Consider the following 23786-nt stretch of genomic DNA (forward strand, 5'->3'; position numbering starts at 1 on the left):
CAGAGGTGTAGGGTGTGTTAGGCGTAAGCCGTAACGCACCTCCCCCAACCCCTCCGGTGCGTTACGCTGTCGCTAACACACCCTACTGGACTATTTATCTGTTCAAAAATCAAATATGAGTCCTATATTTCCACTAAAATATGTTTTTCAATTCAGCAATGAAAAAATTGTTTTGCCATAGATAAACTAAGCTATTTAGTTAATCTTTTAGTAAAAATTGGTGTAAATTAAATTTAAAATCTCATGAATTTTAATTTATGATTAGGTTATGACTTTTTTAATTAAAATAATTACTATTTATTTCCCAGTTAACGAATATCTTGATAAAACTTTTTAAGATAATTTGCATCAACACCAATTCCCCATAAAATGCCAATATAGAGGTAAACTACCGTTGCTTTCCAACTACCCCAACGTGCCACCCGGCGATCAGAACTTTGGACAATGCGATTCACTAAAGAAATTCGTCCTTTTTTGATGATTTTCAGGCATAAATCACCATCTTCCATAATTGGCAATTCTTCATCAAATCCACCACAATCCCAAAAATCAATCCGCCTACAAAAAATTACCTGATCACCAAATAAAAGACGCAATCCACGAAAAAATAGGTGTGGCTTAAATAATAAAGGTGCATAGTAGGTTTTGAGGTAATTATGTAAAGAAATACCCCAGCGAGTTGTTTGAGCGCCACTCATGAGAGAAATAAATCCTCCACAGGCAACTTTTCTTTCTGCTAAAGTTGTATTAATAATGGTAACTAAATCATCGGGAACCAAAGTATCTGCATGGAGGAAACAAACCATCTCTCCAGTTGTATAGGATGCTCCGTAGTTCATTTGAATAGAACGTCCACGACGCTGACAAAAGATAACTTGTGTATGTGTTTGTGGAAGAAATAACTCGAAATTTTGTTTAGCGATCGCTATTGTCTCATCTTCACTGCCACCATCTACTACTATTACTTCTTTTGCGGGTGGGTTAAGTAAAGTTAGTTGACGTAAGGTGCGTTCTAAACTGGCTGCTTCATTTAAAGTAGGAATAACAATCGAAACTTGAGACATAGATTTCTATCAGTTCTGCCATTGTTATTATTTCACTTGTTGCGGTGTTCAGCTTTCAGCAGCTTTCCCCAGATGGCATCATAAGGATGAACAAACTTTGTTGGATGTTCACCGTCTTTAAAAATAGCTCGTCCTTCATTCACCCACTGGAAAATACCACCACTCAAGTTAAAAACCTGGGTAAATCCTTGACTGTGTAGTTGCTGGGCTATTTTGGCACTACGATAACCAACAGAACAATACACAACTATAGGTATGTTGTGGGAATCTGGTAATAATGCTGTAAAATTTGGTGCAATTGGGTCAATACGTACTGCTGTTTTAATATGACTAACACCATACTCGGCTTGAGTGCGTGCATCTAATATTAACGGTTGAGGCTTTGTCGAATCCAATAGCCATTCAGCAAATTCTGCTGTTGTAATTTGGCTAATGTTGGGAAAGTTGACTTTTATCAAGTATTTCAGTAAGTTTAGCAATAGTTTTGGCATTTTTATAATTATCCTTTGTGCTTTTTATTAGTATCATTTTTGATTTTAAAATTTCATAGAATTGAAGAGGCAATTATGTTGACATTAAATTTTGAGAAACTTAAAAAGAATTTGCTCAACATTAACTACCCAATTACTAAAAAAGAGTTAGTGAAATACGCTGAAGAAACCGGAGTTGATGAACAAGTTTTAAGAGTATTGACGTTGTTACCAGCAAAACAATATAAATCTTTACTTGATGTGAGCAAACATATTGGTGAACTCACAATGGATAAAATTAGTTCAGATAAATTAAGAAAGAATTTGCTTAAAATTAACTATCCAATCACTAAAAAAGAGTTGGTGAAATATGCTGAAGAAACTGGAGTTGATGAGCAAGTCTTAAGAGCCTTAAAAACTTTACCATCAAAACAGTATCAAACATTAGATGAGGTAAACCAAGGCATCAACAAAAGAGCCAGTTGATAACCAAATAATTATTTGCTGAGTTGTAAGTGGGGAGCAGGGGGCAGGGAGCAGGGAGAGGGGGGAGAAAATTAATGACTAATGACTATGGTAATCCCTCAAATTTCAACCCCCGTCTGATTTTACGGTTATTTATAGGCAGAAATTTTTGAATTGATATGTACATGAAATGGGATTAATCTTTCTTGACATATTTAATATAGAAAATCCTGGCAATATGGGGATGGATTTGTCTATTTATCAATTTCATGCAAACTAGAAAAGCCTGGCTGTTGACAATGCTGTTTGTAGCAATGTTAATAATCAGCATCATCACAGGTCATAGTCATTCTTTGCAAGCGGCTTCATCTGTAGGCAAAGACACACTGACGATGATTACTTCACCAGATTACCCGCCTTATGAGTTTTATGATACCAAGGGAGGAGAGCGGAAAATCGTTGGCTTTGATATAGATATTGCCAATACCCTTGCTCAAAGATTGGGGTTTAAACTGCGGATTATGGAGTCAGACTTTAACGGCTTAATTCCCGCACTCCAAGCAAACCGGGCTGATTTTGTCATGGCTGGGATGACACCCACGCCAGAACGTCAGAAAAATGTTGATTTTTCTATTATTTATTACGAAGCCAAAGATACCATTGTTGCACCCAAAGCTAGTAACCTCAGACAACCACAAGATTTGGTAGGTAAGACTGTCGGGGTACAATTGGGGACGATTCAAGAGCAAAATGCTAAAAAAATTGCTGCAAAAGTCACAGGTATTCAGATCAAGCAGCTTAATAGAGTACCAGAAGTAATTCAAGAAATTAAATCGGGGCGGATAGATGCAGCGATTGTTGAAGATACCGTTGCGAGGGGATTTGCTCAAGCTAACCCAGAGTTAGAGTTTAACGTGATTCCCTCAGACGAGGCTAGTGGTTCAGCGATCGCCTTTCCCAAAGGTTCCAATTTGGTAGCACCGTTTAACAAAGTCCTACAACAAATGCAGGACAACGGCGAACTAGAAAAATTAGTAAATAAATGGTTTTCTCAGACTACCACCACTGATGCTGCATCTTTACCACCAGCTAAAGGCGGACTAAATCTCGACTTTAGGCGAATTTTCCCAGACATTCCCTTTATTCTTAGAGGTATCCCCCTGACGTTGCTGTTTACCCTATTGTCAGTATTTTTGGGGTTAATTTGGGGTACGGTTCTTTCTTTGTGTAAAATAACCGGGTTCAAACCCCTCATCTGGATTGCTAACGCTTATACTTCCGTATTTCGCGGTACACCTTTACTATTACAATTGGCTTTGGTTTACTACGCCACACCCCAACTTACAGGCTACGATATCTCGGCTTTAGAGGCAGGTGTATTAACTTTTACCCTCAATTCTGGCGCTTATATGTCGGAAACTATCCGGGGGGGAATCCAAGCCGTAGATAAAGGACAAGCAGAGGCGGCGATGTCGATGGGTGTTCCCTACAGGTTGATGATGTGGGATATAATTCTGCCCCAAGCATTGAAAAATATTCTACCTGCATTGGTAAATGAGACTATTGGATTATTGAAAGACTCAGCTTTGGTATCAACAATTGGTGTCGTAGAAATATTACGTAGCGCCCAAATCGTCGGAGCAAACAAGTATATTTACTTTGAACCTCTGTTGTTTGCTGGGGTAATTTACTATGTTTTAGTTATGGGTCTGACCTTTAGTGCATCAGTGTTAGAAAGGAGATTGAGACAAAGTGAATAAAGTCGTCATTCGTACAGAATCTTTGTGTAAATCTTTTGGCAAACTAGATGTACTCAAAAATATATCTACAGAGATTCACCAAGGGGAAGTCGTAGCTATTCTGGGGCCTTCTGGTTCGGGTAAGTCTACATTTCTCCGGTGTATGAATTTGCTAGAACGCCCCACCAAAGGTAAAGTCTATTTTCACGACGTAGAAATCACTAATCCCAAAGTAAATATTGGTAAGGTTCGTCAACAGTTGGTGATGGTGTTTCAACACTTCAATCTTTTTCCCCATCTAACGGTAATGCAAAATGTTACTTATGCACCGATGAAGGTGAAAGGATTGAATCAGCAGTTAGCCGAAAATAAGGGGTTGGAGTTATTAACAAAGGTGGGTTTGGCAGAAAAAGCAGATGTCTACCCATCCAAATTATCAGGCGGACAGAAACAAAGGGTAGCGATCGCCCGCGCTTTGGCTATGGAACCAGAGATGATTCTTTTTGATGAACCTACCTCTGCTTTAGATCCAGAAATGGTGAAAGATGTATTACTAGTGATGCAGGCTTTAGCTCAAACAGGAATCACAATGGCCATTGTCACCCATGAGATGGGATTTGCCAGAGAAGTTGCTAGCCGAATTATGTTTCTTGATCAGGGTACTTTAGCTGAGGATACCACCCCTGGGGAGTTTTTCCACAATCCTCAGTGCGATCGCGCCCAACAATTTTTGGACAAGATGCTTTAGTTGTGTCGCATATTTGGGTATGGTTTTTCTCATGCAGAGATGCAGAGAGAATATAGCCTTTTGGCGTTGCATAAATGCGGGATGATTTCAATATTTGGTGTTGATGAATCGAGGGATGATTTAGCAAGTTATAAAATTTCTCCCCCTGCTTCCCCTGCTTCCCCTGCCTGCCTAAATTCATCCCCCTGTTCTGCAACGCCCAATATTTTTGGGGGATGGGCAAGATGTCCACCCTACAAGATTCATCCCTTTATTCAGCAATGCCTGAGCTATGAGCGATCGCAGATCATTGATTACACAGCAATAATACATAGTTATATATACTTTTTGCTACTAAAGATCATAAATCCTTTGTAAGAAAACACTCTACGTATACTTAAGTAGTATTAGCTTAATGGCAATAAATGACTTTTAAAGATTTATTATTTAATATTTTTAATTAAGTCTAAAAAAATAGAAAATTAGCCAATTTAACAAGGTTTTTCCGTTTTAAGCAGTTATTTGCTAAACACCAATTTTCACGTATCATCAAAAATCTATGTAAAAAAAATACTAAAACTTCCGGATTAATTTGTGAAGGAATCGAGAAATGATACATGAGTATACTTTGATTATGCTATTCCACTTATGTATTTATTAAACATACCCGGAAATCCAACTCTTGCTATTTCTCAAGAAGAATTGCGATCGCTCCTAGCTCAAATCGAAGTTGAACTTCATCGCAGCACAGTTTATCGCCGTGTTGTAGGTAAGTTCCAAACATTGTTAGGTTCTGCTGGTGAACAAGCCCAGATTTTGTGTAAAGCATTAGGTAGAGAAGCAATTGGTTTAGCATTTCAGCAGTTTGCTCAACAACATGAAATTGTTGCACAGATTGATCAACCTACTGATAACAGCGACATTGCAAGTATAGTTACCCCCACACAACCACCATCTGAACTTTCCCTGCACAATTCGCCTTCTAGTCAGTCTTCAACAAACCTTACACAAACACCAATACCTCATCAACCTCCAGCAACAACACTAATACAATGGCTCAAATCACACAAAAAAACCTCTAAAAATCAGCTAGCCCAAGAAATGGCAGACAAGCAACGCTTAGAAACCATGCGTCAAATAGGTCAACAACTAAAACAAGCCCGTGAGACGCAAAATTTGAGTTGGAGACAACTCAGTATTTATACACATATATCCATTGAGCAAATGGTAGCCGTGGAAAATGCTGATTTTGACTTATTACCAGAGGATGTCTATCTACGCGGATTTATTCGAGTTATGGGCAATGCTTTAGGGATAAATGGCACAATTTTAGCGGCTTCTTTACCTAAACCGGGAGCGATGAAATCAGTTATACCCTCTTGGTGTCAGACAAAAAATAACAGTAAACCATTGAATCTAGAAATACGTCCGATGCACTTATATGTGGGTTATACGGCCCTTGTGGTTGGAGCCGTGGGCGGATTATCCTATATTTCTCAGCAAGCAAATCCTGATAGGCTAGTCGATTCAGATATAGTAGTTTCTCCCACTTCATCTTCTTTGCGAATACCACAAAAGTCTGAAGCAATAATCAAACCAGGAATTAAATCTACTGGTATTGGTATAAGTATCGGTAATGACATTGCACCACCAGAAGCCTTTTATTAATTCGTCACGAACTTGTAAACATTCTCTAAGGACATCATCAAGAGCCTAGCTTTGAAGCCAGTAATAAGCTAATTTTGTCATCACTCAAGGCTGTTGAAAACAAGTATCCCTGGGCTTGGTCACATTCTAGTAACCTGAGTTGTACCAACTGGTTTACTGTTTCTACTCCTTCAGCTACCACACTCATTCCCAAGTTCCGGGCTAGCGTGACAATGGCGCGGACAATTGCCAATTGCTCACCGTCCCTATCAATTCGTTTAGTAAAAGAACGGTCAATTTTTAAAACATCAATCGGAAAACAGTGTAAATAAGCTAAAGATGAATAACCTGTACCAAAGTCATCGATACACAACTTTATTCCTAAAGTTTTTAATTGTTGAAGAATAGTAGCAGCTTGTTCAGGACTAGCCATAATGGCGCTTTCTGTAATTTCTAGCTTGATGCTGCTAGCGTCAAGCTCAAATTCTTGCAATAATTGCTCAATCTCTTCAACTAAACATGGTTGAGAAAACTGCTTACCGGAAAGATTGACATTTATACTCAAATACTGGAACTGAGGAAAGTCTGAGTGCCATCGTTTTAATTGTTGGCAAGATTCGCGCAAGACAAATTGACCGATCTGGATAATCAGTCCTGTCTCTTCCGCCACGGGGATAAACTCGGCTGGTGAAATTAGCCCTCGTTCTGGGTGTTGCCAACGAACCAGTGCTTCAAATCCAGTAATTTTACCTGTTGCTACTGAAACAATGGGTTGGTAAACAACTCGCAACTCCTGCCGTGCGATCGCCCAGCGCAAGTCAGTTTCCAATTGCAAAAGGGCTACAGCTCGGTCGTACATAGTCTGATCAAATACTATGTGCCAAGCTTTACCTTGCTCTTTAGCACTGTAAAGAGCAGTATCAGCATCTCGGAGCAAATCTGCCGCTTGAACGTACTCATTTGTACCTAGAGCAATGCCAATGCTGGCAGTTGTAAATACTTCATATCCACTCAAATTAAACGGTGACTTGAGTACCTGATGAATTTTTTCGGCTATGCGGGTTGCGTCGTCAATAGATTTAATGTGAGAAAGTAAAATCGTGAACTCATCTCCACCCAAACGAGCAAAGGTATCTTCTGGCCGTAAACAACTTTGTAGGCGTTGGGCAAAACTGACCAGTAATTGATCACCTACTAAGTGACTCAAGCTATCATTCACAACTTTAAAACGGTCAAGATCCAAAATTAATACAGCAAACAACTCATCTGGATATTCTTTAATTTGGGTTATGGCTTGCGTTAGCTTATCCATAAATAAAACTCGGTTAGGCAGCCCAGTCAGATCATCGTAGAAAGCATGGTGGACTAACCGTTCTTCCATGTTTTTTCGTTCAGTAATATCCGTGGCAATACCTTCAATGCGAATAGGTTTACCAACATTGTCATAAATCACATGACTACGGTTAGAAAGCCAGCGTACCTCTCCATCGGGACGTAAAATTCGGTATTCTATTTCTTGGCTACCAGTCAACAACAAGGGTTGAATAGTTTGACTAACCCATTGTTGGTCTTCTGGGTGAATCACCTCACACCACAGGTTTGGGTTATCGTGAAATTCACAAACAGCACGACCATAAACTTGCACAACGGCGGGATTGAGATAAAGAGTGTCAAAGGTATCCGCCGCAATTGACCAAATCACAACTTCCAGAGAATTTAAAATTCCGTCTAAACGTGCTTTGCTTTCTTGTAATGCGGCTTCTGCTTGTTTGCGTCCGTTAATGTTAGTCACCATTCCCAACGCGCCGACATAGTTTCCTTCATCATCCAGCAACGGCGCACAGGAAATAATTGCCCATAAGTCTGAGCCATCTTTACAACGGAATTTAAAATCATGTTTCTCATGAATGCCTTGCCGACGGCGTGAAAGTTGCTCTTGAGCAGTTTCTAATTCTTCTGCATCCATAAAGGAGAATAACGTTGCGCCTATCATTTCTTCAACGGTATAACCCAACATAGCGGCCATCTGTTGGTTGACGAAGGTAGTTTCGTTATCTCCATTGAGTAGCCAAATTCCCTCTCTTGCCGTTTCTACAATCCGGCGATATTGTTCTTCTTGCTCTCGTAATGTCTCTAGCGCCTGTAGGTGTTGGGTAATATCATTCTGAACGCCAATAAAATTAGTTAACTGCCCATAGGCATCAAACACAGGTGCAATGTATAGTTCATTCCAAAATGGTGTACCGTCTTTACGAAAATTTTTGACGATGACATGGCATTCTTTTTGTTTTTGTAGCGCAGAACGCAACACCTCAAGACCTGGCTGATCGGTTTCATTGCCTTGTAGAAAGCGGCAGTTTTGTCCTATGACTTCATGAGCCGAGTAGCCAGTCATAGTTTCAAAGCCTTGATTGACGTAAATAATGGGATTATGTGGTTGATTGGCATCTGTCAACACAATCCCATTACTAGTAGCAGCTAAAGCTCGTTCCATCAAATGTAAAGGAGCTGGCGATGATGATAGCCAGATATCACCTGTCTCAAAAGTTAAATTCCCAGATTCTGGTTTTTCCTCGGTAGTTCCCATGACAGTATTTACATCAGTAAATACGAGCAATGCTGCTAGCTTATTTTCATAATTAACCAGTTTGCCGGAAATTTTAGCTGTAAAGCTTTCTTTGTTGCTCTTTTTGATTTCTATCGCCCAGTTACTAATTAAATCACCGTTTTGTAGGTTGCTAGTTAACTGATGCCATAAATCAGAATTAGCCAAAAAATCGGGTATTATTTGATCAAATACTGGGTTTTCAACAAGCTTATTCTTAAATAAAATTTGAGTACTTTCTAAACAGATGATTACTACCGGAAATGGGTTAATTTCAGCTAATAAATTAATTATTTCTTGTAAATCTAATATTGACTTTTCATAAGGCTGAAATTCTTGTATTAAATTGAGATTTCTAGCCTCACACCCACAGGTACAATCTTCTGTTGGCTGGGAAAAGCCTTTATTTTTTTTCTGAAGGTTCAGATGATTTTTGTACACTTTACCACGCGTAAAAACCATTGCCAGACTTTCTTAAATTACTGAGTAAGTTTAATCAAAAATCCCACTTTTTTAAAAAGCTCTGACACTTGAACTGATAGTGTTTGTACACTTGTACACCAGCAATCTATTATAGCGGTAAATGCTAGCCTAGAACTGTATATAATACAACCTGCTTTTGGTAGACACTTAAATGTTTTCACTGATAAATAATTTTGAGCATCTATGGCAAACTAAAAATTGTTTAGTTGTTTAGGGTTGACTATACAGTAATTACTGAACACTAATTGTTAATTGTCAAAGAGAATTATTAAACTATTCTTAACTTTACTCCTTTTGATAGATGCAGTCACATTTTTTACTGAAAATTTATATATGGACGTAACATTTCTTTAACAAAATGATGTGATAGGCGGAATGCAATATTTTCTAAGTATTTTATTATTACAGCACACAGCAATCTAAATATGACGCTGCGGGGTAAGCCAGTTAGTAGTAAGGAATATTCTAAGGGAACGCTGCGCGAATAGTCCTGATTCTTTTAAGCACTAAATGACAAAGTACTCAGGAATGGAAATTGACTATTTTAAATCTCTGACAAAATCGTTATCGTTGATTCAATTTGATTACTCAGGGGGGATTTTGCCAAACCTATCTCGCTGTAAACGAAGATGAATCTCCCCTAGTTCCAATACGGTTCGGATAAGCAGGGGAGGCAGGGGAGGCAGGGGAGGCAGGGGAGGCAGGGGAGGCAGGGGAGGCAGGGGAGGGAAGAGATTTATTATTAAGCAATTTCTCTTCCCCTGCGTCTATTCTCCCCCTGCACCCCCTGCTCGCCTCAACAGATAACTCTGTTAACCGAACCGTATTGCCCCCAGTTCCTGTTGTAGTGCAACAATACAATTCGCCGATAGTAGATGGCAAAAACGCAAAACTACCCTAGATGTACCTAAATAAGAACGCTTTCAGGACATACAAGGGCAGTTTTGGCGATCGCTTTTAGTCCAGATAGCAAAATTCTGGCAATAAGCAGCGATGACAAGGTTTTCTGAGTTGGATAGATTGCTGAATTGGGAAAAATTGGTATAAAACAGCAAAATTGAAAGAGTAAGGAGTGTTGAGTACTGAACACTGAGTAAAAAGTACTAGCCTCTAGCCTCTAACCTCTAATTTTTTCATGCTTGTTAGTGTATGAAGTTGACCTTACTGCCTTCCTGCACTAGTTTGATTAAATCAAGCACTACCTGTAAAGGTAACTTCAGGAAATTTTAATTGAGCTTCTGCCATCGGGCGGTTTCTACCTTCCTCTTGCCAGTAGTTAATCACCTCTGTTGCCTTATTGAGCAACTCGACGCGATCTAAATCACTGATCCAGTGTTTGGATTCGAGTTCTTTCTTCAACTCTTCCCAAGCATCATTGCGGGGCCAGAAGAAGTACTTAGTTAGAGGACTAGTACCTTTGCCTACCACTTGATCAACAGCCAGCGCAACGTTCTCGTCTAGCCAAAGAATTTTCAAAATAAACTTGGACAATCACACCTCCGGCCAATATGTGTGTACTAAATTAATTAAGTTTGCGATCGCCTATGGCGGGCGGAACGCCATCGCTTATTTTAACGCAATACCTCCCCAGTTGACCAAATAGGTTAAGACTTAAGCAAAGAAACTCCTCATGAAGGTTTGATATGTATCCCGTAGACTAATAGTGAATGGGGAGAAAAGCAATGACTAATGACTATTGACTACCTATGTTTAATCGCAGTCGCCGCAATCTAGCCAGTTGGTTCACCCTAGCAATGGGGGGTATTTTAATTGTGTTTGCGGCGGTGGTCTATTATGTAAAAGTCTTAGATGAGTTGGAAAAATTAGATCGATTACTTTATCAAAAAACCAGCGTGATGGCGGCGAGTGTGAGGTCAGAACTCAACAATGGTCAGCGAAAGTTGGACTTGGAAAATGTCCCTCTGCTAGGGACTATGGTACAACCGATGCCGGATAGTCAATTAGTCTATGCACGTTGGTATGATGAGCAAAAGCAACTGATACAATTTTTTGGTGACAATCCGAGCGATCGCCTTTTGGTTGCAGGTGGATTTAATACTATCAAAATTGATAGCAAGTTATGGTTACGTCAGGTGACTTTGCCTGTTTACCAGGATGGTTTATTAATTGGTTATATGCAAGCAGCAACGCCAATGACCTATACCGAAGCTGCTTTAGCTGAGTTTAGGCTAGTTTTGGCTATATCAGTCCCCATTACCTTAGGAGTCATAGCTTTGACTGGTTGGTGGTTAGGGGGAGTAGCTATGCAACCAATTCTTCAGAGTTACGATTACCTACAAAGATTTACTGCTGATGCTTCCCATGAGTTGCGATCGCCTCTGTCTGCTATTGTCAGTAATGCTCAGTATGGCTTAATATCTAAATCTACCGACCCAGAGGCGAAGCGTCAGCGTTTACAAAAGATTTTTGATATTGCCCAGTCAATGAGTACCCTGGTAAATGATCTGCTGTTTTTAGCACGTTATCAAGGTCGCATACCCATCGAATCATTGCAAGCCGTTGACCTAAAAATTTTGCTTTTGCAAATAAAAGATGATTATCTCACCCATTCAGAAGCACAACATCTAACTTTAATTTTTACGCTACAAAATCACAATGTCACAATTTTCGGTGATAGTAACTTGCTCCGTCAAGCAGTCATCAATCTACTTAGTAATGCTTGTAAATATACTCTTGATGGTGGTCAAGTTCAGTTACAGTTATTTACCCAATTACATTGGGCTGTAATTCAAGTTATGGACAATGGTATTGGCATTCCTCAAGAGGATTTACCATATATTTTTGAGCGATTTTATCGGGTAGATAAAAAGCGTTCTCGTAAAACAGGTGGATTTGGTTTAGGCTTAGCTATTGCTCAACAAATCATCCAATCTCACGGCGGTAAGATTTACGTTCATAGTATAGTCAAGAAAGGGACAACGTTTCAAGTCTTTCTACCTCTGAAATAAAGTTACAGCACTGCTGAATAAAGTACATTACTCTAGTCTTTATCTTCTTTCCTTTTATAAACTTTATTGTATAAAACCAAGCTTTTAGAGGTTATTTATAAAGTAAAAATAAAATTACTGTAGGGTGTGTTAGGCGCACATTCGGAGATGATGTCTCACTCCAAGAATAAATTAAGCGCCTAACGCACCCCATTATTTAGGGGTGCGTTAGGCTAACGCCTTAACACACCCTACTTAAGATTTACTTTATAAATAGTCTCTTATACATAATTGTCACTTTCTGGTCACATTTATTGGCAATACTGAATATCAATATAGGCATCCAATTTGATTATTGAAAAAATTTAAGTAACGGTACGGTGGGTAATGCACACCACACATAGATTTCAAAAATCAAGTATGAATCCTATAAAATTTATTGTCATTCTTTTATAGGAAAAATAACTGTGGTTCCATTACGAGATAATAACCCAACTACCATTACTCCCTATGTGACTTATGGACTCATTGCTGCAAATATTTTAGTTTTTCTGTATCAACTTAGTCTCTCACCACAAGAATTGCAAGGATTATTTCAAATTGCCGCCTTAGTACCATGTCAAATTTCTGACACCTGTCCTTCTGGGTTATCCAATCCACTCATACCAGAATGGTTGACCTTAGTTACATCTCAATTTCTGCACGGTGGTTTTCTGCATTTAGCCGGGAATATGCTCTTTCTTTGGGTATTTGGAAATAATATAGAAGACAAATTAGGTCATATCAAATACTTAATTTTTTATTTGCTTTGTGGTGTCCTAGCAGCACTTTCTCAGTGGTTTTTTTCACAAAATTCCACAATTCCAGCTTTGGGTGCTAGTGGCGCGATAGCAGGAGTTTTAGGTGCATATATTTTTCGTTTCCCAAAATCGCAAATTCTCACCTTAATCCCCTTGGGATTTTTCTGGACTACAATCAGACTTCCGGCATTATTCTTTCTAGGATTTTGGTTTTTCCAGCAAGCTTTTTATGGTATTGCCAGTTTACAAGCTCGCAGTAATATCGGTATGGAAAGTGGCGGAGTTGCCTATTGGGCCCACGCGGGCGGTTTCGTCTTTGGAGTAGTTCTTGCTCCCTTATTTGGCTTATATAAGCGCCGTTAGCAACATTCTAGTTCAAAAATTCCTTTTTAATCTCTTAATTCTGTGACTCTGTGGTAAACAAATAATTTTATCCAACCACAGAGTCACGAAGATACAGAGAGAAAAGCAAAATTTTATGTCTAGAAATTGGATTTTATGCCCTATTTAATCTGCTTCTTCATCAATTACTGTACTGCGGTCAAGTATGAGTAAGTTACGAAGTTGGTCTGTATCTAATTCAGTTAACCACTCTTCACCCGCGCCAACAACTTGTTCAGCTAGTTGTTTTTTACTTTCAATCATGTCGTGAATTTTTTCTTCTAAAGTGCCATTGCAAACAAATTTATGCACCTGCACATTTCGGGTTTGACCAATACGGAATACTCGGTCTGTGGCTTGATTTTCTACGGCTGGATTCCACCATCTATCAAAGTGAAACACATGATTTGCCCTTGTTAAATTCAGTCCCACACCACCAGCTTTAAGAGAAAGAATCATAATTGGTGGGCCTTGGGGGTCGTGTTGGAAACGGTCAATCATTTCCTCACGTTGCTTTTTACTGGTGCTGCCATACAAAAAGAATATTTCTCGTCCTAGTTGTTTTTCTAAATGGGGTTTAAGTAATTTGCCCCATTCAGCAAATTGGGTGAAGATTAAAGCACGTCCCGCACCAGCAGCACCGTAGGTATCCCCTTCTGCAATTATCTCTTCTAACATTTCTTCTAACCGTTGCAGTTTTCCTGAACTGTATTGTTCTAAGGTAGATACTTTCAAATATTGCGCTGGGTGATTGCAGATTTGTTTGAGTTTAATTAATAACCCTAAAATCATCCCCCGCCGTTGCAATCCTTCGGCTGATTCAATTTCTGCTAGGGATGTTTCCACAACTTGCTGATAAAGTGCGGCTTGTTCTGCGGTTAAACCACAAAATACCGTCATTTCTTGCTTATCTGGCAAGTCTTGAATAATATCACGGTCTGTTTTGAGACGACGCAGAATAAATGGTTGAACTAAGGCACGCAATTGATTCAAAGATGCTGCATCACCATACTTTTCAATTGGCATAGCAAAGCGTCTCTGGAAGAATTGCTTATTACCTAAGTAACCAGGATTGAGGAAGTCCAAAATTGACCAAAGTTCCTGTAGTCTATTTTCTACTGGTGTACCTGTCAAAGCAATGCGAAATGTTGTTTCTAATTGTCTGACTGCTTGTGATTGCTTGGCTTCAGAATTTTTTACATTCTGGGCTTCATCTAAAACAATTATCTGCCAAGAAATAGTATGTAATGATTTGATATCTCTGTGAATGAGGGAGTAACTGGTAATTACTAAATCATGATTTTTTATTGCTTCTTGAAATGCCTTACCTTTGGGACGTTTATCACCATGATATTGTAAAATTTTAAGTGTAGGTGCAAATCTTTTCACTTCTCGTTCCCAATTACCTAAAACAGAAGTGGGACAAACTAAAAGCGTTGGATTTTCTAGTACACCCTGTTCTTTGAGGTGTAAAAGGAAAGCTATGAACTGAACCGTTTTCCCCAGTCCCATATCGTCGGCGAGACAAGCGCCTAAACCCCAACGTTCGAGGAATGCTAACCAAGCAGCACCCCTTTCTTGATATGGTCGTAACTGTCCTTGAAAGTCTTTCGGTGTAGGTAATGGTGCAACAGCTTGATTATTTGTCAGCGCCCCAATTAATTCTTGTAACGCGCCAGAGGCTTCAAAACTGACTACTGGTAATTTCTCAATTACTTGAGTATCTCCAGTGCTGAGGCGTAAGGCATCTTCTAAAGATAAAGCCATCTGCTCTTTACGAGAAGCGAAAAAGGCTTCGGCTGTCTTGATATCTTGGGGACGCAACTCTACCCACTCGCCGTTAATTTCTACCAGTGGGCTTTTTAAAGCTACCAATTTGTCAAATTCAGCTTTAGAAATAGTCTGTCCGCCAATTGCTAACTGCCATTGGAAGTTTAACAAACTCTGTAATCCCAAGCGTCCTTGCTTTTTCGTTGGTGTCTCGGCGGAAATTTTCAAACCCAGGCGATTTGCCCAACCTTCGCGGTTAGCCAAACTGGGAGGTAAAATCACCCCTAAACCGCTATCTTCAAATCGCCAAGCCACAGACTTGATAAATTCATAAGCTTGGATGGGGTTGAGATGACAAAATTCAGGTGATTCTGTGTCTAAGGTAGGGGCAATCAGGGGATATAATCGGGAGGCTAACCCCAAACCCCGCAAAAATGTTTCCTGGGGTTGTTGAATGGAGCGATCGCGGTAAACTAATTGTTCGACAGGATTTTGCCAAATAGTCGCTGCATCTACTAAAAATTCTGGATTATCTGCTGCTTGCAAGAAATATGCCAATTTCCATGCGGTTTCCCCCTGTTCTGGAGAGCGCAACTGAAAACAAGTACGAAATTGATTTTTGCTAGCCAATTGATATTGTAGCGGCATCGTCCAAGCCTTGAGTGCCGCTTCTAGTCGTTCCAAACCAACCGCATCTGCATTCACTGCATTAGATGCACCAGTTAAGGCTTGCAACCACTGTCGCACCGCCGATGGTAAAGATGCCATCAACCTAGTCTCCATCAGAGGCTGAGTTCCCACCATCTCCCGCAACTGAGTATCTATCACACTGTTGAGAAACCCCAATATTAATTCCTGCGGCTGACTAGGAAAATCTATATATAGAGGAGATTGGCAAAATTCCCCACTCCCTAATCCCTGATAAGTCCGACACACCAATGGCATTTTGGCTGCAAACTTTTCTAAGCGAGTTCCATCTACAGCACTGTCTAAAAGTACTTGCCATCTAGCACTAACAGAATTATTAGCTTGTCGCTGAATAATTGGTAAAAACTTAGACCTGGAAATTAAATCTAAACTCCAACGGGCAATTTGTGACCAAAAACGTAAATCTCCACCTAAAAAAGCATTTTCTCCACTAGTAATATTTAAAGGTAAAGAAGTCAGAAATTTGATAGCTGCACTGGGATGAAGACAAAAACCTTCCACACGCCAAGGTTGTAGATATGGTTGAGAGTCTGTCTCAGATTCTAATGCGGCGGAATGTACAGGAGAAATTAAAACTGTTTCTTTCTTACTAGGTGAGAAAATCTCAGTTGGGAGAGCAATTATTGGGGAATGAATTGGTAAATGGATTTTTGGAGAACTCGCTGATTTAGCCGTTCGCTTCTCTACGTGTTGTGGTAATAAACTAGCAATAGCCTGATGTTGAGAATACAGCCATTCGTTTAATTCAGATGCCGAAAGTGCCAAGGGATTGAAGGCGATCGCCTCAAAATCAAAATTCACCTGTGGCGATCGCCAAGTTTCTCCCCAGATAAATAAACAACTATCTTGCTCTTTTAATATCCAACTGCCGTGTAAAATTGCCATTTTTAACTACTCAGACTTTTCTCAAATTAATAAATGTTTATTTTTATCTTTCCACTAAATATAGTGAGTCAAATATTCTCTATAATAAATATTAAGGTTCATAAGTGATTACTAAAATTTATCCAAATTTAGGCAAATGCCTACAAATAATTAAGGTTTTTCAAAAATCAAATTCGATTACTACATATCAAACAAAATAAAACATGAATTTACCTATATATAAAGTGCTAAAAAATGGGAAAAATATAGAACTAGATTATATAAAACCTCAAGAATATGAAGATGTAAGAACAATACTCAATTTTGTAATTGATGAGGGTAAAACCTATCCACAAAATCAACCATTATCTCAACCGGAATTTGCAGCTTACTGGTTATGTCAAGATGCCTTTGTTATTAGGTTATCTGGTGAGAATGGCACACAAAAGCCACCAACAATATTAGGGTCATTTTATATCAAGCCAAACTTTCCAGGGCGATGTAGTCATATCTGCAACGCTGGTTTTATTGTACAACCAGGATGGCGGGGTCAGGGTATAGGTAGGTTTATGGGAGAATCCATGCTCTTGGTAGCAGCCCAGTTAGGCTACAAGGCAGTGATGTTTAATTTAGTCTTTGAAACTAATATACCGTCAATTACTCTATGGCAGTCCTTAGGTTTTGATATCATCGGCAACATTCCTGATGCAGTAAAACTAGCTGACAAAAAGGTGGTAAAAGCGCTGATCATGTATCGCGCTTTAGGGTTATAAGAGTATGGGGGTATGGATTTTTTCCCTTACACCCTCAACCCCTCCCAAAGTGATAGTCTCATTGTGTAAGTCCCGATGTTGCTGTTTGTATGTAACAGAAGCCAGCCATAAGGCATAAATGTTAGGATTGCCACAAAGAGAGAATAGCGTGCATAGAAGGAAAAAAAGCTGAATGGCAGAATTTGATAAGTCAATATCCTTCGATGGAAGGGATATTCGACTGAAGGTAGGCCTACTAGCACCCCAAGCTGGTGGGTCGGTATTGATAGAATCGGGGGATACAGCTGTTTTAGTGACAGCGACGCGATCGCAAGGCAGAGAAGGCATTGATTTCCTTCCCCTGACAGTAGATTATGAAGAAAGATTATATGCGGCAGGGAGAATCCCTGGTGGGATTATGCGCCGTGAAGGTCGTCCGCCAGAAAAAACAATTCTCACTAGCCGTCTGATAGACCGTCCCCTGCGTCCTTTGTTCCCTTCATGGTTGCGGGATGACTTGCAAGTTATCGCCTTAACACTGTCGATGGATGAGCAAGTACCACCCGACGTACTAGCGGTAACAGGCGCGTCCATTGCTACTCTGATTGCTCAGATTCCCTTTAACGGGCCAATGGCAGCCGTGCGGGTGGGCTTGGTAGGTGATGATTTCATTATTAACCCCACCTATGCAGAAATCGAAGCCGGAGATTTGGATCTGGTTGTAGCAGGTTCACCTGATGGCGTGATTATGGTGGAGGCAGGCGCTAATCAACTACCAGAACGAGATATTATTGAGGCGATTGACTTTGGTTATGAGGCTGTGCGCGATTTAATTAAAGCCCAGCTAGACCTAGTAGCCGAACTCGGTCTGGAAATTGTCAAAGAAGCACCACCAGAAGTAGATCAAACTCTGGAAAATTATATCCGCGATCGCGCCAGCGACGAAATTAAGAAAATTCTGGCTCAATTTGAATTAACTAAACCCGAACGTGATGCCGCGTTGGATGTTGTTAAAGATAATATTGCCACAGCGATCGCGGAACTCCCAGAAGACGACCCGATTCGGGTAGCTGCAACTGCAAACAGCAAAGCCCTGGGTAACACTTTTAAAGATACGACTAAATACTTCATGCGCCGGCAAATCGTCGAAGATAACGTGCGTGTTGATGGTCGTAAACTCGATCAAGTGCGTCCGGTTTCTTCTCAAGTTGGTGTTTTACCAAAGCGTGTCCACGGTAGCGGATTATTTAACCGAGGACTGACTCAGGTTTTATCTGCTTGTACTTTGGGTACTCCTGGCGATGCTCAAAACCTCAATGATGACCTGCAAACAGACCAGTCCAAACGCTACTTACATCATTACAACTTCCCGCCTTTCTCCGTCGGCGAAACGAAGCCTTTACGCTCCCCTGGTAGACGGGAAATTGGTCACGGTGCATTAGCCGAGAGAGCCATTCTACCTGTACTACCACCAAAAGAGCAATTTCCCTACGTAATTCGCGTAGTATCAGAAGTGCTTTCCTCTAACGGTTCCACTTCTATGGGTTCGGTGTGCGGTTCCACCTTGGCATTAATGGATGCTGGTGTACCCATTCTCAAACCTGTTAGCGGTGCTGCAATGGGTTTGATTAAGGAAGGTGATGAAGTCCGAGTCCTGACAGATATTCAGGGTATCGAAGACTTTTTAGGAGATATGGACTTTAAGGTTGCAGGGACGGATGCAGGGATTACCGCCTTGCAAATGGATATGAAAATATCTGGTTTGTCTTTAGAAGTTATTGCCCAAGCCATCCACCAAGCAAAAGATGCTAGGTTGCATATTTTGGATAAAATGCTCCAAACTATTGACCAACCACGCACGGAAACTTCACCCTATGCTCCTCGCCTGTTGACTATCAAGATTGATCCAGACATGATTGGTTTGGTGATTGGGCCTGGTGGTAAAACAATTAAGGGCATCACCGAAGAAACCGGTGCCAAAATCGATATTGAAGATGATGGCACAGTCACAATTTCTGCGGTTGATGAAAACAAGGCGAAAAAAGCACGTAACATTGTCCAAGGCATGACTCGTAAACTTAATGAAGGCGATGTCTATGCGGGACGTGTAACTCGGATTATTCCCATTGGTGCTTTTGTGGAATTTTTACCTGGAAAGGAAGGAATGATCCACATCTCCCAATTAGCCGATTACCGTGTTGGCAAAGTTGAGGATGAAGTAGCTGTTGGAGATGAAGTTATTGTCAAAGTGCGCGAAATTGACAATAAGGGACGAATTAATCTCACACGCTTGGGGATACACCCAGATCAAGCAACTGCGGCGCGAGAAGCGGCGGCGGTGAATCGTTAACATCGATTTGGGATTTTAGATAATATCTAAAATCCGCGATGCCTCTTTACGTAGGCATCGCCGTAAAATCTTTCTTAAAACTTCATAGTAAAAGCGGCAAGGGCTAACGCACCCCAGCCAAGTAAAAAGGCGACTCCACCGAGGGGAGTGATTGCGCCTAAGATTTTAATTCCGGTTAGGCTGAGGGCATACAAACTGCCGGAAAAAATCGCAATTCCGATGATAAACAACCACCCACTAGCTAATAAGGTAGTTGGTGGCGCTGGAGTGCGACTAATGAGGATAGCCACGAGCAAGAGCGCCAAAGCATGATACATTTGGTAACGAGCGCCAGTATCAAAAATTTCCAGCGATCGCTCACTTATTCTTTCCCGCAGGGCATGGGAAGCGAAAGCCCCGGCGGCAACTGACAAACCGCCTAAAATGGCAGCTACGCTCAAAAAAATCTGCGTCATTAGACTTAATTGTCAATAGATAGGGAATCAGACATCAAAATGATATGATACCGAACCTTCCTCATTGACTTTAAAATTAGCGTTGAATTCTTTAGCTTTGTCGTCTAAATATTCTCTAGCAACTGTTGCAGGCAACTGTGACTGCATCGCAAAGCCTAATACTGTCACACGTCCTTGATTTTCTGCAATCATCTCATAAAAAACAGATTGTAGGCGATCGCTCAATTGCTGCTGGAGGGCTTTTTTAGAATTTCTGTTTTGTAGGTACATCCCTACACCAAGCCATGTTCCCAAAATTATTGTCGGTACGCCAAAAATTACGCCTTGGGTAGCCGTATTATCTAGTACATGAAGGGCATCTTTATTGAGATATTCCTGCACCACCTCCTCATTCTCACCTGTGGCGATTGGCTTGAGCATAGTATTTCTTTGAATTACCGCAGAGACAGATATTGTCAAAAACATGAATCCGAGTGTTAACAGCCAACCTGTAGCTAACTTTTCAGCAGTTTTCATTCGTTCACTCCAGATTTGAACTTTGCTTGTGATTTTAACTCCACTTCGCCGGAGGTTCCAGTAACAATTGAAAATTAAAAATTCAGGACAGTGAAAATTGATGGTTTCACTGTAAACAAAGATACAAAACTTCTTTCCATCGATGGACGTTGATCGTCCAAACTACATTGATATTAGGCTGTCTGTGTAGAACTCCTAACTCATCAACGACTGTAGCACCCCTAGTTAATTCACTAGTAATTTCCACATCTACATAGTATTTACCTTGACGTGTGATCATATTCGGATCAAGAGCAACTGCGATCGCTACAGGATCAGCTAAGGTTAAACCAACAGCACCTTGCATTTTCATGGAAACATCCAAGGCTGTCTTATTGCACTCCATCGCCAAACGCGCCCTTGCTGTGCCAAAATTCATCACGTTTTCTACCTCCGCAGGAGTCAACGCCGCATCATGACGGCTCAACTCCCAACCAACCATTTCCATCGCCATCCCACTATGAAAGACAATCTTAGCGGCTTCTGGGTCTACCCAAATGTTATATTCAGCCGCAGGTGTGACATTACCCACCGTATTCGCTGCACCGCCCATAATCACGCAACGCTGGACTAATGAGGCAATTTCTGGCGCTTTTAACAGTGCAGTAGCAATATTCGTCAATGGCCCCAGCGTCACTAGCGTAATTTCACCAGGATATTTTTTGATAGTGTCAATAATTGCATCGGTAGCGTGTGCTGATTGGGGCTTGCTTTTCGGCTCAGGATAGTACATATTTCCCATACCATCTTTACCATGAAACCAATCAGCATAACTAGATTCCCGTAGCATTGGCTTGGCGCAGCCAACATATACAGGTGTGGAAGCGTTGCACACATCAAGGGTGTATAAAGCATTCTTTACCCCTTGTTCAACGGGGACGTTACCATTAACAATTGTCACCGCTACAACTTCAACATCTTGCCAGTAGTGCGCCATAATAAGCGCTACAGCGTCATCTGAGGCGGTATCTGTGTCGATAATGAATTTACGCATTTAAAAATGGGGTAGGGAATGGGGAGTGGGGAATGAGAAATTATTGAATTTTGAATTGATTTAGTCCCCAGTCCCCAATACCTAATTCAAGTCCGTGTCGCTTCTAATATGCGGGAAAAGTAGAAGCGAGTTTTAGTAAACGCCTTTCTTTGGATAGCAAAGCCGTTGCTTTCTAAAATTTTGATGACATCGGCTTCACGGTGCAGATAGGCGCGGGTGGTTTTACTGGGGCCAGGGAAGAAACTACCAATTTTTTTGAGTAAGGCTAAAGCGCAGGTTTTTGGTGCAAAACTGAGAATAATTCTAGACTGTGCTAAAGAACAGAGATGAGAAATCATTTCATCAGCTTTTTCTTGGGGGTAGTGAATCAGCACATCCAAGCAAATAACAGTGTGATAACTACCACTCAAAGATTCCAAATCCTGCACAGCAAAGGTAGGATTTTCGGTATTTCCTAAGGTTTCTAAGGCTCTTTGTTTGCCTTCTTCTACCATTTTTTCGGAAATGTCGCTGGCATAGAGTTTAGCGCCTTCTGTCGCCAGGGGAATACTGAGACTGCCCACACCACACCCAGCGTCACAGATGGATAACTCTGCTAAATTACCATCATCTTTGAGCCAGCCGATAACACTATCCACAGTTTGCTGGTGGCCGTTGCGGATGTCGAGTTGGACTTTGTTGACTTCGCCATCGCCATAAATGCGTTTCCATCGGTCAAACCCCGTGGAATTGAAATACTCACGAACAATGGTTTTATCGTCGGCTACGTTCATAAACTGCGATTTTTAAGGGTTCCCAATCCTTAAAATTATCATTCATAGGAAGCGCTAGGAGCGATCGCCTCCAGATATTTTTGGCAATGCGGATTTACACCAAGACGTAAGTAGGTAGTTTTTGCAGAGAGAGGCTAGTATTTTTGACTCAACACTCATCACGCAACATATAAAAAAATATACTCGCAAGTTAATAAATGTGATGAAAAACTATGTCTATAGGATATTTGCCGTTTGGAAATTGTTGATATAAACTGAATTCTCAGTTTTCATCAAGGATTTATGAAAAAATGACAACTACACAGACTATTTGCCCCAAACAAGACAAAAAATCTGCCAAAAAAAGACAACAGTCTTTTCTTAGCATGGATATTGGCACTCCTAGAGTACCATTACGTAAAGCAAAAAAAATCAACCAAGAATATGAGTTGTTGAGTGACTGGAACCATGCTAGTTAATTGATTATTTCACTTCCACTGACATAGTTGAGCAACAGGTGTCATCCGAGGGCGATTGTATTGATAAAATCCCTCAAGATTTAGTAAAGCTTGGCGATATATAATCCACTGCACAGCATCCTGATGATGGTTAGCAGCATTGATCAAATTACCTTGGCTTAGTGTCAATCGCTCCTCTAAATCCCATTTAAATGCAGATGTAGGTATATTATTTTGCTGCTGATTAGCCCACAATATAGATAAAGCTTCACCTGCAATCAAATTACCTTTGAGATTTCCCCGAATACAAATAAAGTTATCCGAGTGGGGATAACCATAGTAACCATCAAAGCGGTTTCCAGTTTTGTGAAAATTGGCACAAACTCCTGCACCATCCTGCCAATCTTTAGGGTCAGGTTGACTACAAAACTGGTAGTTACCATTTGCTAAATTTGCAATGTTGATTTTTTTTTCTGATATTAATGAGTAGGAATTTAAATCGAATAGTCTTTGGGGTTCTTCAATTTGTTGATCAAAAACTAGCCCACTGGTTAACAACGCTGCAAAAATTACAAGGGTCTGTGCGAGATTGCTTCTACTCAGCATAATCTCATCCCAAATCTCAAAGAGATTGGCGCAATGGGAATAATGGAATGAACTAATTTCTAAATAGCTGGGGCTGCGGAAATTACCAACAATACCAGCAGCGTCAAAACTAGAATACTGATTTTTAAAATCAGGTAAGTATTAGGGTCAGATATAGGAAAATCGTGAGTCATTGTACACCTCCATTTATATC

General features: G+C 40.5%; 20 protein-coding genes. 10 read left to right on the forward strand and 10 right to left on the reverse strand.

Annotated features, from left to right (window positions below; all coding sequences use genetic code 11):
- Window positions 1-308: 308 nt before the first annotated feature.
- Together H6G18_RS08225 and H6G18_RS08230 are read right to left on the reverse strand one after the other, a co-directional pair.
- Complete coding sequence (locus H6G18_RS08225) at window positions 309-1064, reverse strand: TIGR04283 family arsenosugar biosynthesis glycosyltransferase (RefSeq protein ID WP_190406604.1); 756 nt, start codon at window positions 1062-1064, stop codon at window positions 309-311.
- A 32-nt stretch (window positions 1065-1096) separates the two neighbouring features.
- Window positions 1097-1555, reverse strand: a complete 459-nt coding sequence (locus H6G18_RS08230) for a rhodanese-like domain-containing protein (RefSeq protein WP_190406605.1) — start codon at window positions 1553-1555, stop codon at window positions 1097-1099.
- A gap of 75 nt (window positions 1556-1630) precedes the next feature.
- Here H6G18_RS08230 and H6G18_RS08235 point away from each other — a divergent pair, with 75 nt between their 5' ends.
- From H6G18_RS08235 to H6G18_RS08250, 4 genes are all read left to right on the forward strand, one after another.
- Window positions 1631-2020 (forward strand): DUF2795 domain-containing protein, encoded by a 390-nt coding sequence (locus tag H6G18_RS08235; protein ID WP_190406606.1) that lies wholly within the window; start codon window positions 1631-1633, stop codon window positions 2018-2020.
- A 248-nt stretch (window positions 2021-2268) separates the two neighbouring features.
- Window positions 2269-3759 carry an ABC transporter permease subunit gene (locus tag H6G18_RS08240; protein ID WP_190406607.1) on the forward strand — a complete coding sequence of 497 codons (1491 nt, stop codon included), beginning with the start codon at window positions 2269-2271 and terminating at the stop codon, window positions 3757-3759.
- Window positions 3752-4486, forward strand: coding sequence for an amino acid ABC transporter ATP-binding protein (locus H6G18_RS08245; protein WP_190406608.1), 735 nt, complete (start codon window positions 3752-3754; stop codon window positions 4484-4486). The genes H6G18_RS08240 and H6G18_RS08245 overlap by 8 nt, the downstream gene beginning before the upstream one ends.
- Window positions 4487-5113: 627 nt before the next feature.
- Window positions 5114-6133 (forward strand): helix-turn-helix domain-containing protein, encoded by a 1020-nt coding sequence (locus H6G18_RS08250; protein ID WP_190406609.1) that lies wholly within the window; start codon window positions 5114-5116, stop codon window positions 6131-6133.
- Window positions 6134-6170: 37 nt separating this feature from the next.
- Here H6G18_RS08250 and H6G18_RS08255 read toward each other — a convergent pair whose 3' ends face one another.
- Window positions 6171-9179: an EAL domain-containing protein gene (locus tag H6G18_RS08255; protein WP_190406610.1), complete on the reverse strand. Its 3009-nt coding sequence runs from the start codon at window positions 9177-9179 to the stop codon at window positions 6171-6173.
- Between the two features lie 932 nt (window positions 9180-10111).
- Here H6G18_RS08255 and H6G18_RS25185 point away from each other — a divergent pair.
- Window positions 10112-10210, forward strand: a complete 99-nt coding sequence (locus tag H6G18_RS25185; RefSeq protein WP_313954425.1) for a WD40 repeat domain-containing protein — start codon at window positions 10112-10114, stop codon at window positions 10208-10210.
- A 181-nt stretch (window positions 10211-10391) separates the two neighbouring features.
- On the opposite strand, the gene H6G18_RS08260 is transcribed toward H6G18_RS25185, so the two are convergent.
- Window positions 10392-10691 carry a 30S ribosomal protein PSRP-3 gene (locus H6G18_RS08260; protein ID WP_011320561.1) on the reverse strand — a complete coding sequence of 100 codons (300 nt, stop codon included), beginning with the start codon at window positions 10689-10691 and terminating at the stop codon, window positions 10392-10394.
- Window positions 10692-10906: 215 nt separating this feature from the next.
- Here H6G18_RS08260 and H6G18_RS08265 point away from each other — a divergent pair, with 215 nt between their 5' ends.
- Both H6G18_RS08265 and H6G18_RS08270 read left to right on the forward strand, forming a co-directional pair.
- Window positions 10907-12169, forward strand: coding sequence for a sensor histidine kinase (locus tag H6G18_RS08265; RefSeq protein WP_190406611.1), 1263 nt, complete (start codon window positions 10907-10909; stop codon window positions 12167-12169).
- A gap of 446 nt (window positions 12170-12615) precedes the next feature.
- Entirely contained in the window at window positions 12616-13311 is a 696-nt protein-coding gene (locus tag H6G18_RS08270; protein ID WP_190406612.1) for a rhomboid family intramembrane serine protease, read from the forward strand.
- Window positions 13312-13455: 144 nt separating this feature from the next.
- Here H6G18_RS08270 and H6G18_RS08275 read toward each other — a convergent pair whose 3' ends face one another.
- Entirely contained in the window at window positions 13456-16692 is a 3237-nt protein-coding gene (locus H6G18_RS08275) for a DEAD/DEAH box helicase (RefSeq protein ID WP_190406613.1), read from the reverse strand.
- 203 nt (window positions 16693-16895) lie between these two features.
- Here H6G18_RS08275 and H6G18_RS08280 point away from each other — a divergent pair, with 203 nt between their 5' ends.
- Window positions 16896-17444 (forward strand): GNAT family N-acetyltransferase, encoded by a 549-nt coding sequence (locus H6G18_RS08280; protein WP_190406614.1) that lies wholly within the window; start codon window positions 16896-16898, stop codon window positions 17442-17444.
- Between the two features lie 172 nt (window positions 17445-17616).
- Entirely contained in the window at window positions 17617-19773 is a 2157-nt protein-coding gene (locus H6G18_RS08285; RefSeq protein ID WP_190406615.1) for a polyribonucleotide nucleotidyltransferase, read from the forward strand.
- A 74-nt stretch (window positions 19774-19847) separates the two neighbouring features.
- Here the strand turns inward: H6G18_RS08285 and H6G18_RS08290 are convergent, their stop codons facing one another.
- The 4 genes from H6G18_RS08290 to bchM form a co-directional block, all read right to left on the reverse strand.
- Window positions 19848-20228, reverse strand: coding sequence for a DUF423 domain-containing protein (locus H6G18_RS08290; protein ID WP_190406616.1), 381 nt, complete (start codon window positions 20226-20228; stop codon window positions 19848-19850).
- A 27-nt stretch (window positions 20229-20255) separates the two neighbouring features.
- The gene (locus tag H6G18_RS08295) at window positions 20256-20744 is read right to left on the reverse strand and encodes a hypothetical protein (RefSeq protein ID WP_190406617.1); all 489 of its coding nucleotides are present in this window, start codon (window positions 20742-20744) and stop codon (window positions 20256-20258) included.
- Window positions 20745-20850: 106 nt separating this feature from the next.
- On the reverse strand, window positions 20851-21777 hold the full coding sequence (locus H6G18_RS08300; protein ID WP_190406618.1) for a nucleoside hydrolase: 927 nt from the start codon (window positions 21775-21777) through the stop codon (window positions 20851-20853).
- Between the two features lie 86 nt (window positions 21778-21863).
- Window positions 21864-22550, reverse strand: coding sequence for a magnesium protoporphyrin IX methyltransferase (gene bchM, locus H6G18_RS08305; RefSeq protein WP_190406619.1), 687 nt, complete (start codon window positions 22548-22550; stop codon window positions 21864-21866).
- Window positions 22551-22840: 290 nt separating this feature from the next.
- Here bchM and H6G18_RS08310 point away from each other — a divergent pair, with 290 nt between their 5' ends.
- Window positions 22841-23008 carry a hypothetical protein gene (locus tag H6G18_RS08310; protein ID WP_190406620.1) on the forward strand — a complete coding sequence of 56 codons (168 nt, stop codon included), beginning with the start codon at window positions 22841-22843 and terminating at the stop codon, window positions 23006-23008.
- A 9-nt stretch (window positions 23009-23017) separates the two neighbouring features.
- On the opposite strand, the gene H6G18_RS08315 is transcribed toward H6G18_RS08310, so the two are convergent.
- Entirely contained in the window at window positions 23018-23593 is a 576-nt protein-coding gene (locus H6G18_RS08315) for a hypothetical protein (RefSeq protein ID WP_190406621.1), read from the reverse strand.
- Window positions 23594-23786: the final 193 nt, after the last annotated feature.

This window comes from Anabaena subtropica FACHB-260 (assembly GCF_014697105.1).
Lineage (GTDB): Bacteria > Cyanobacteriota > Cyanobacteriia > Cyanobacteriales > Nostocaceae > Trichormus > Trichormus subtropicus.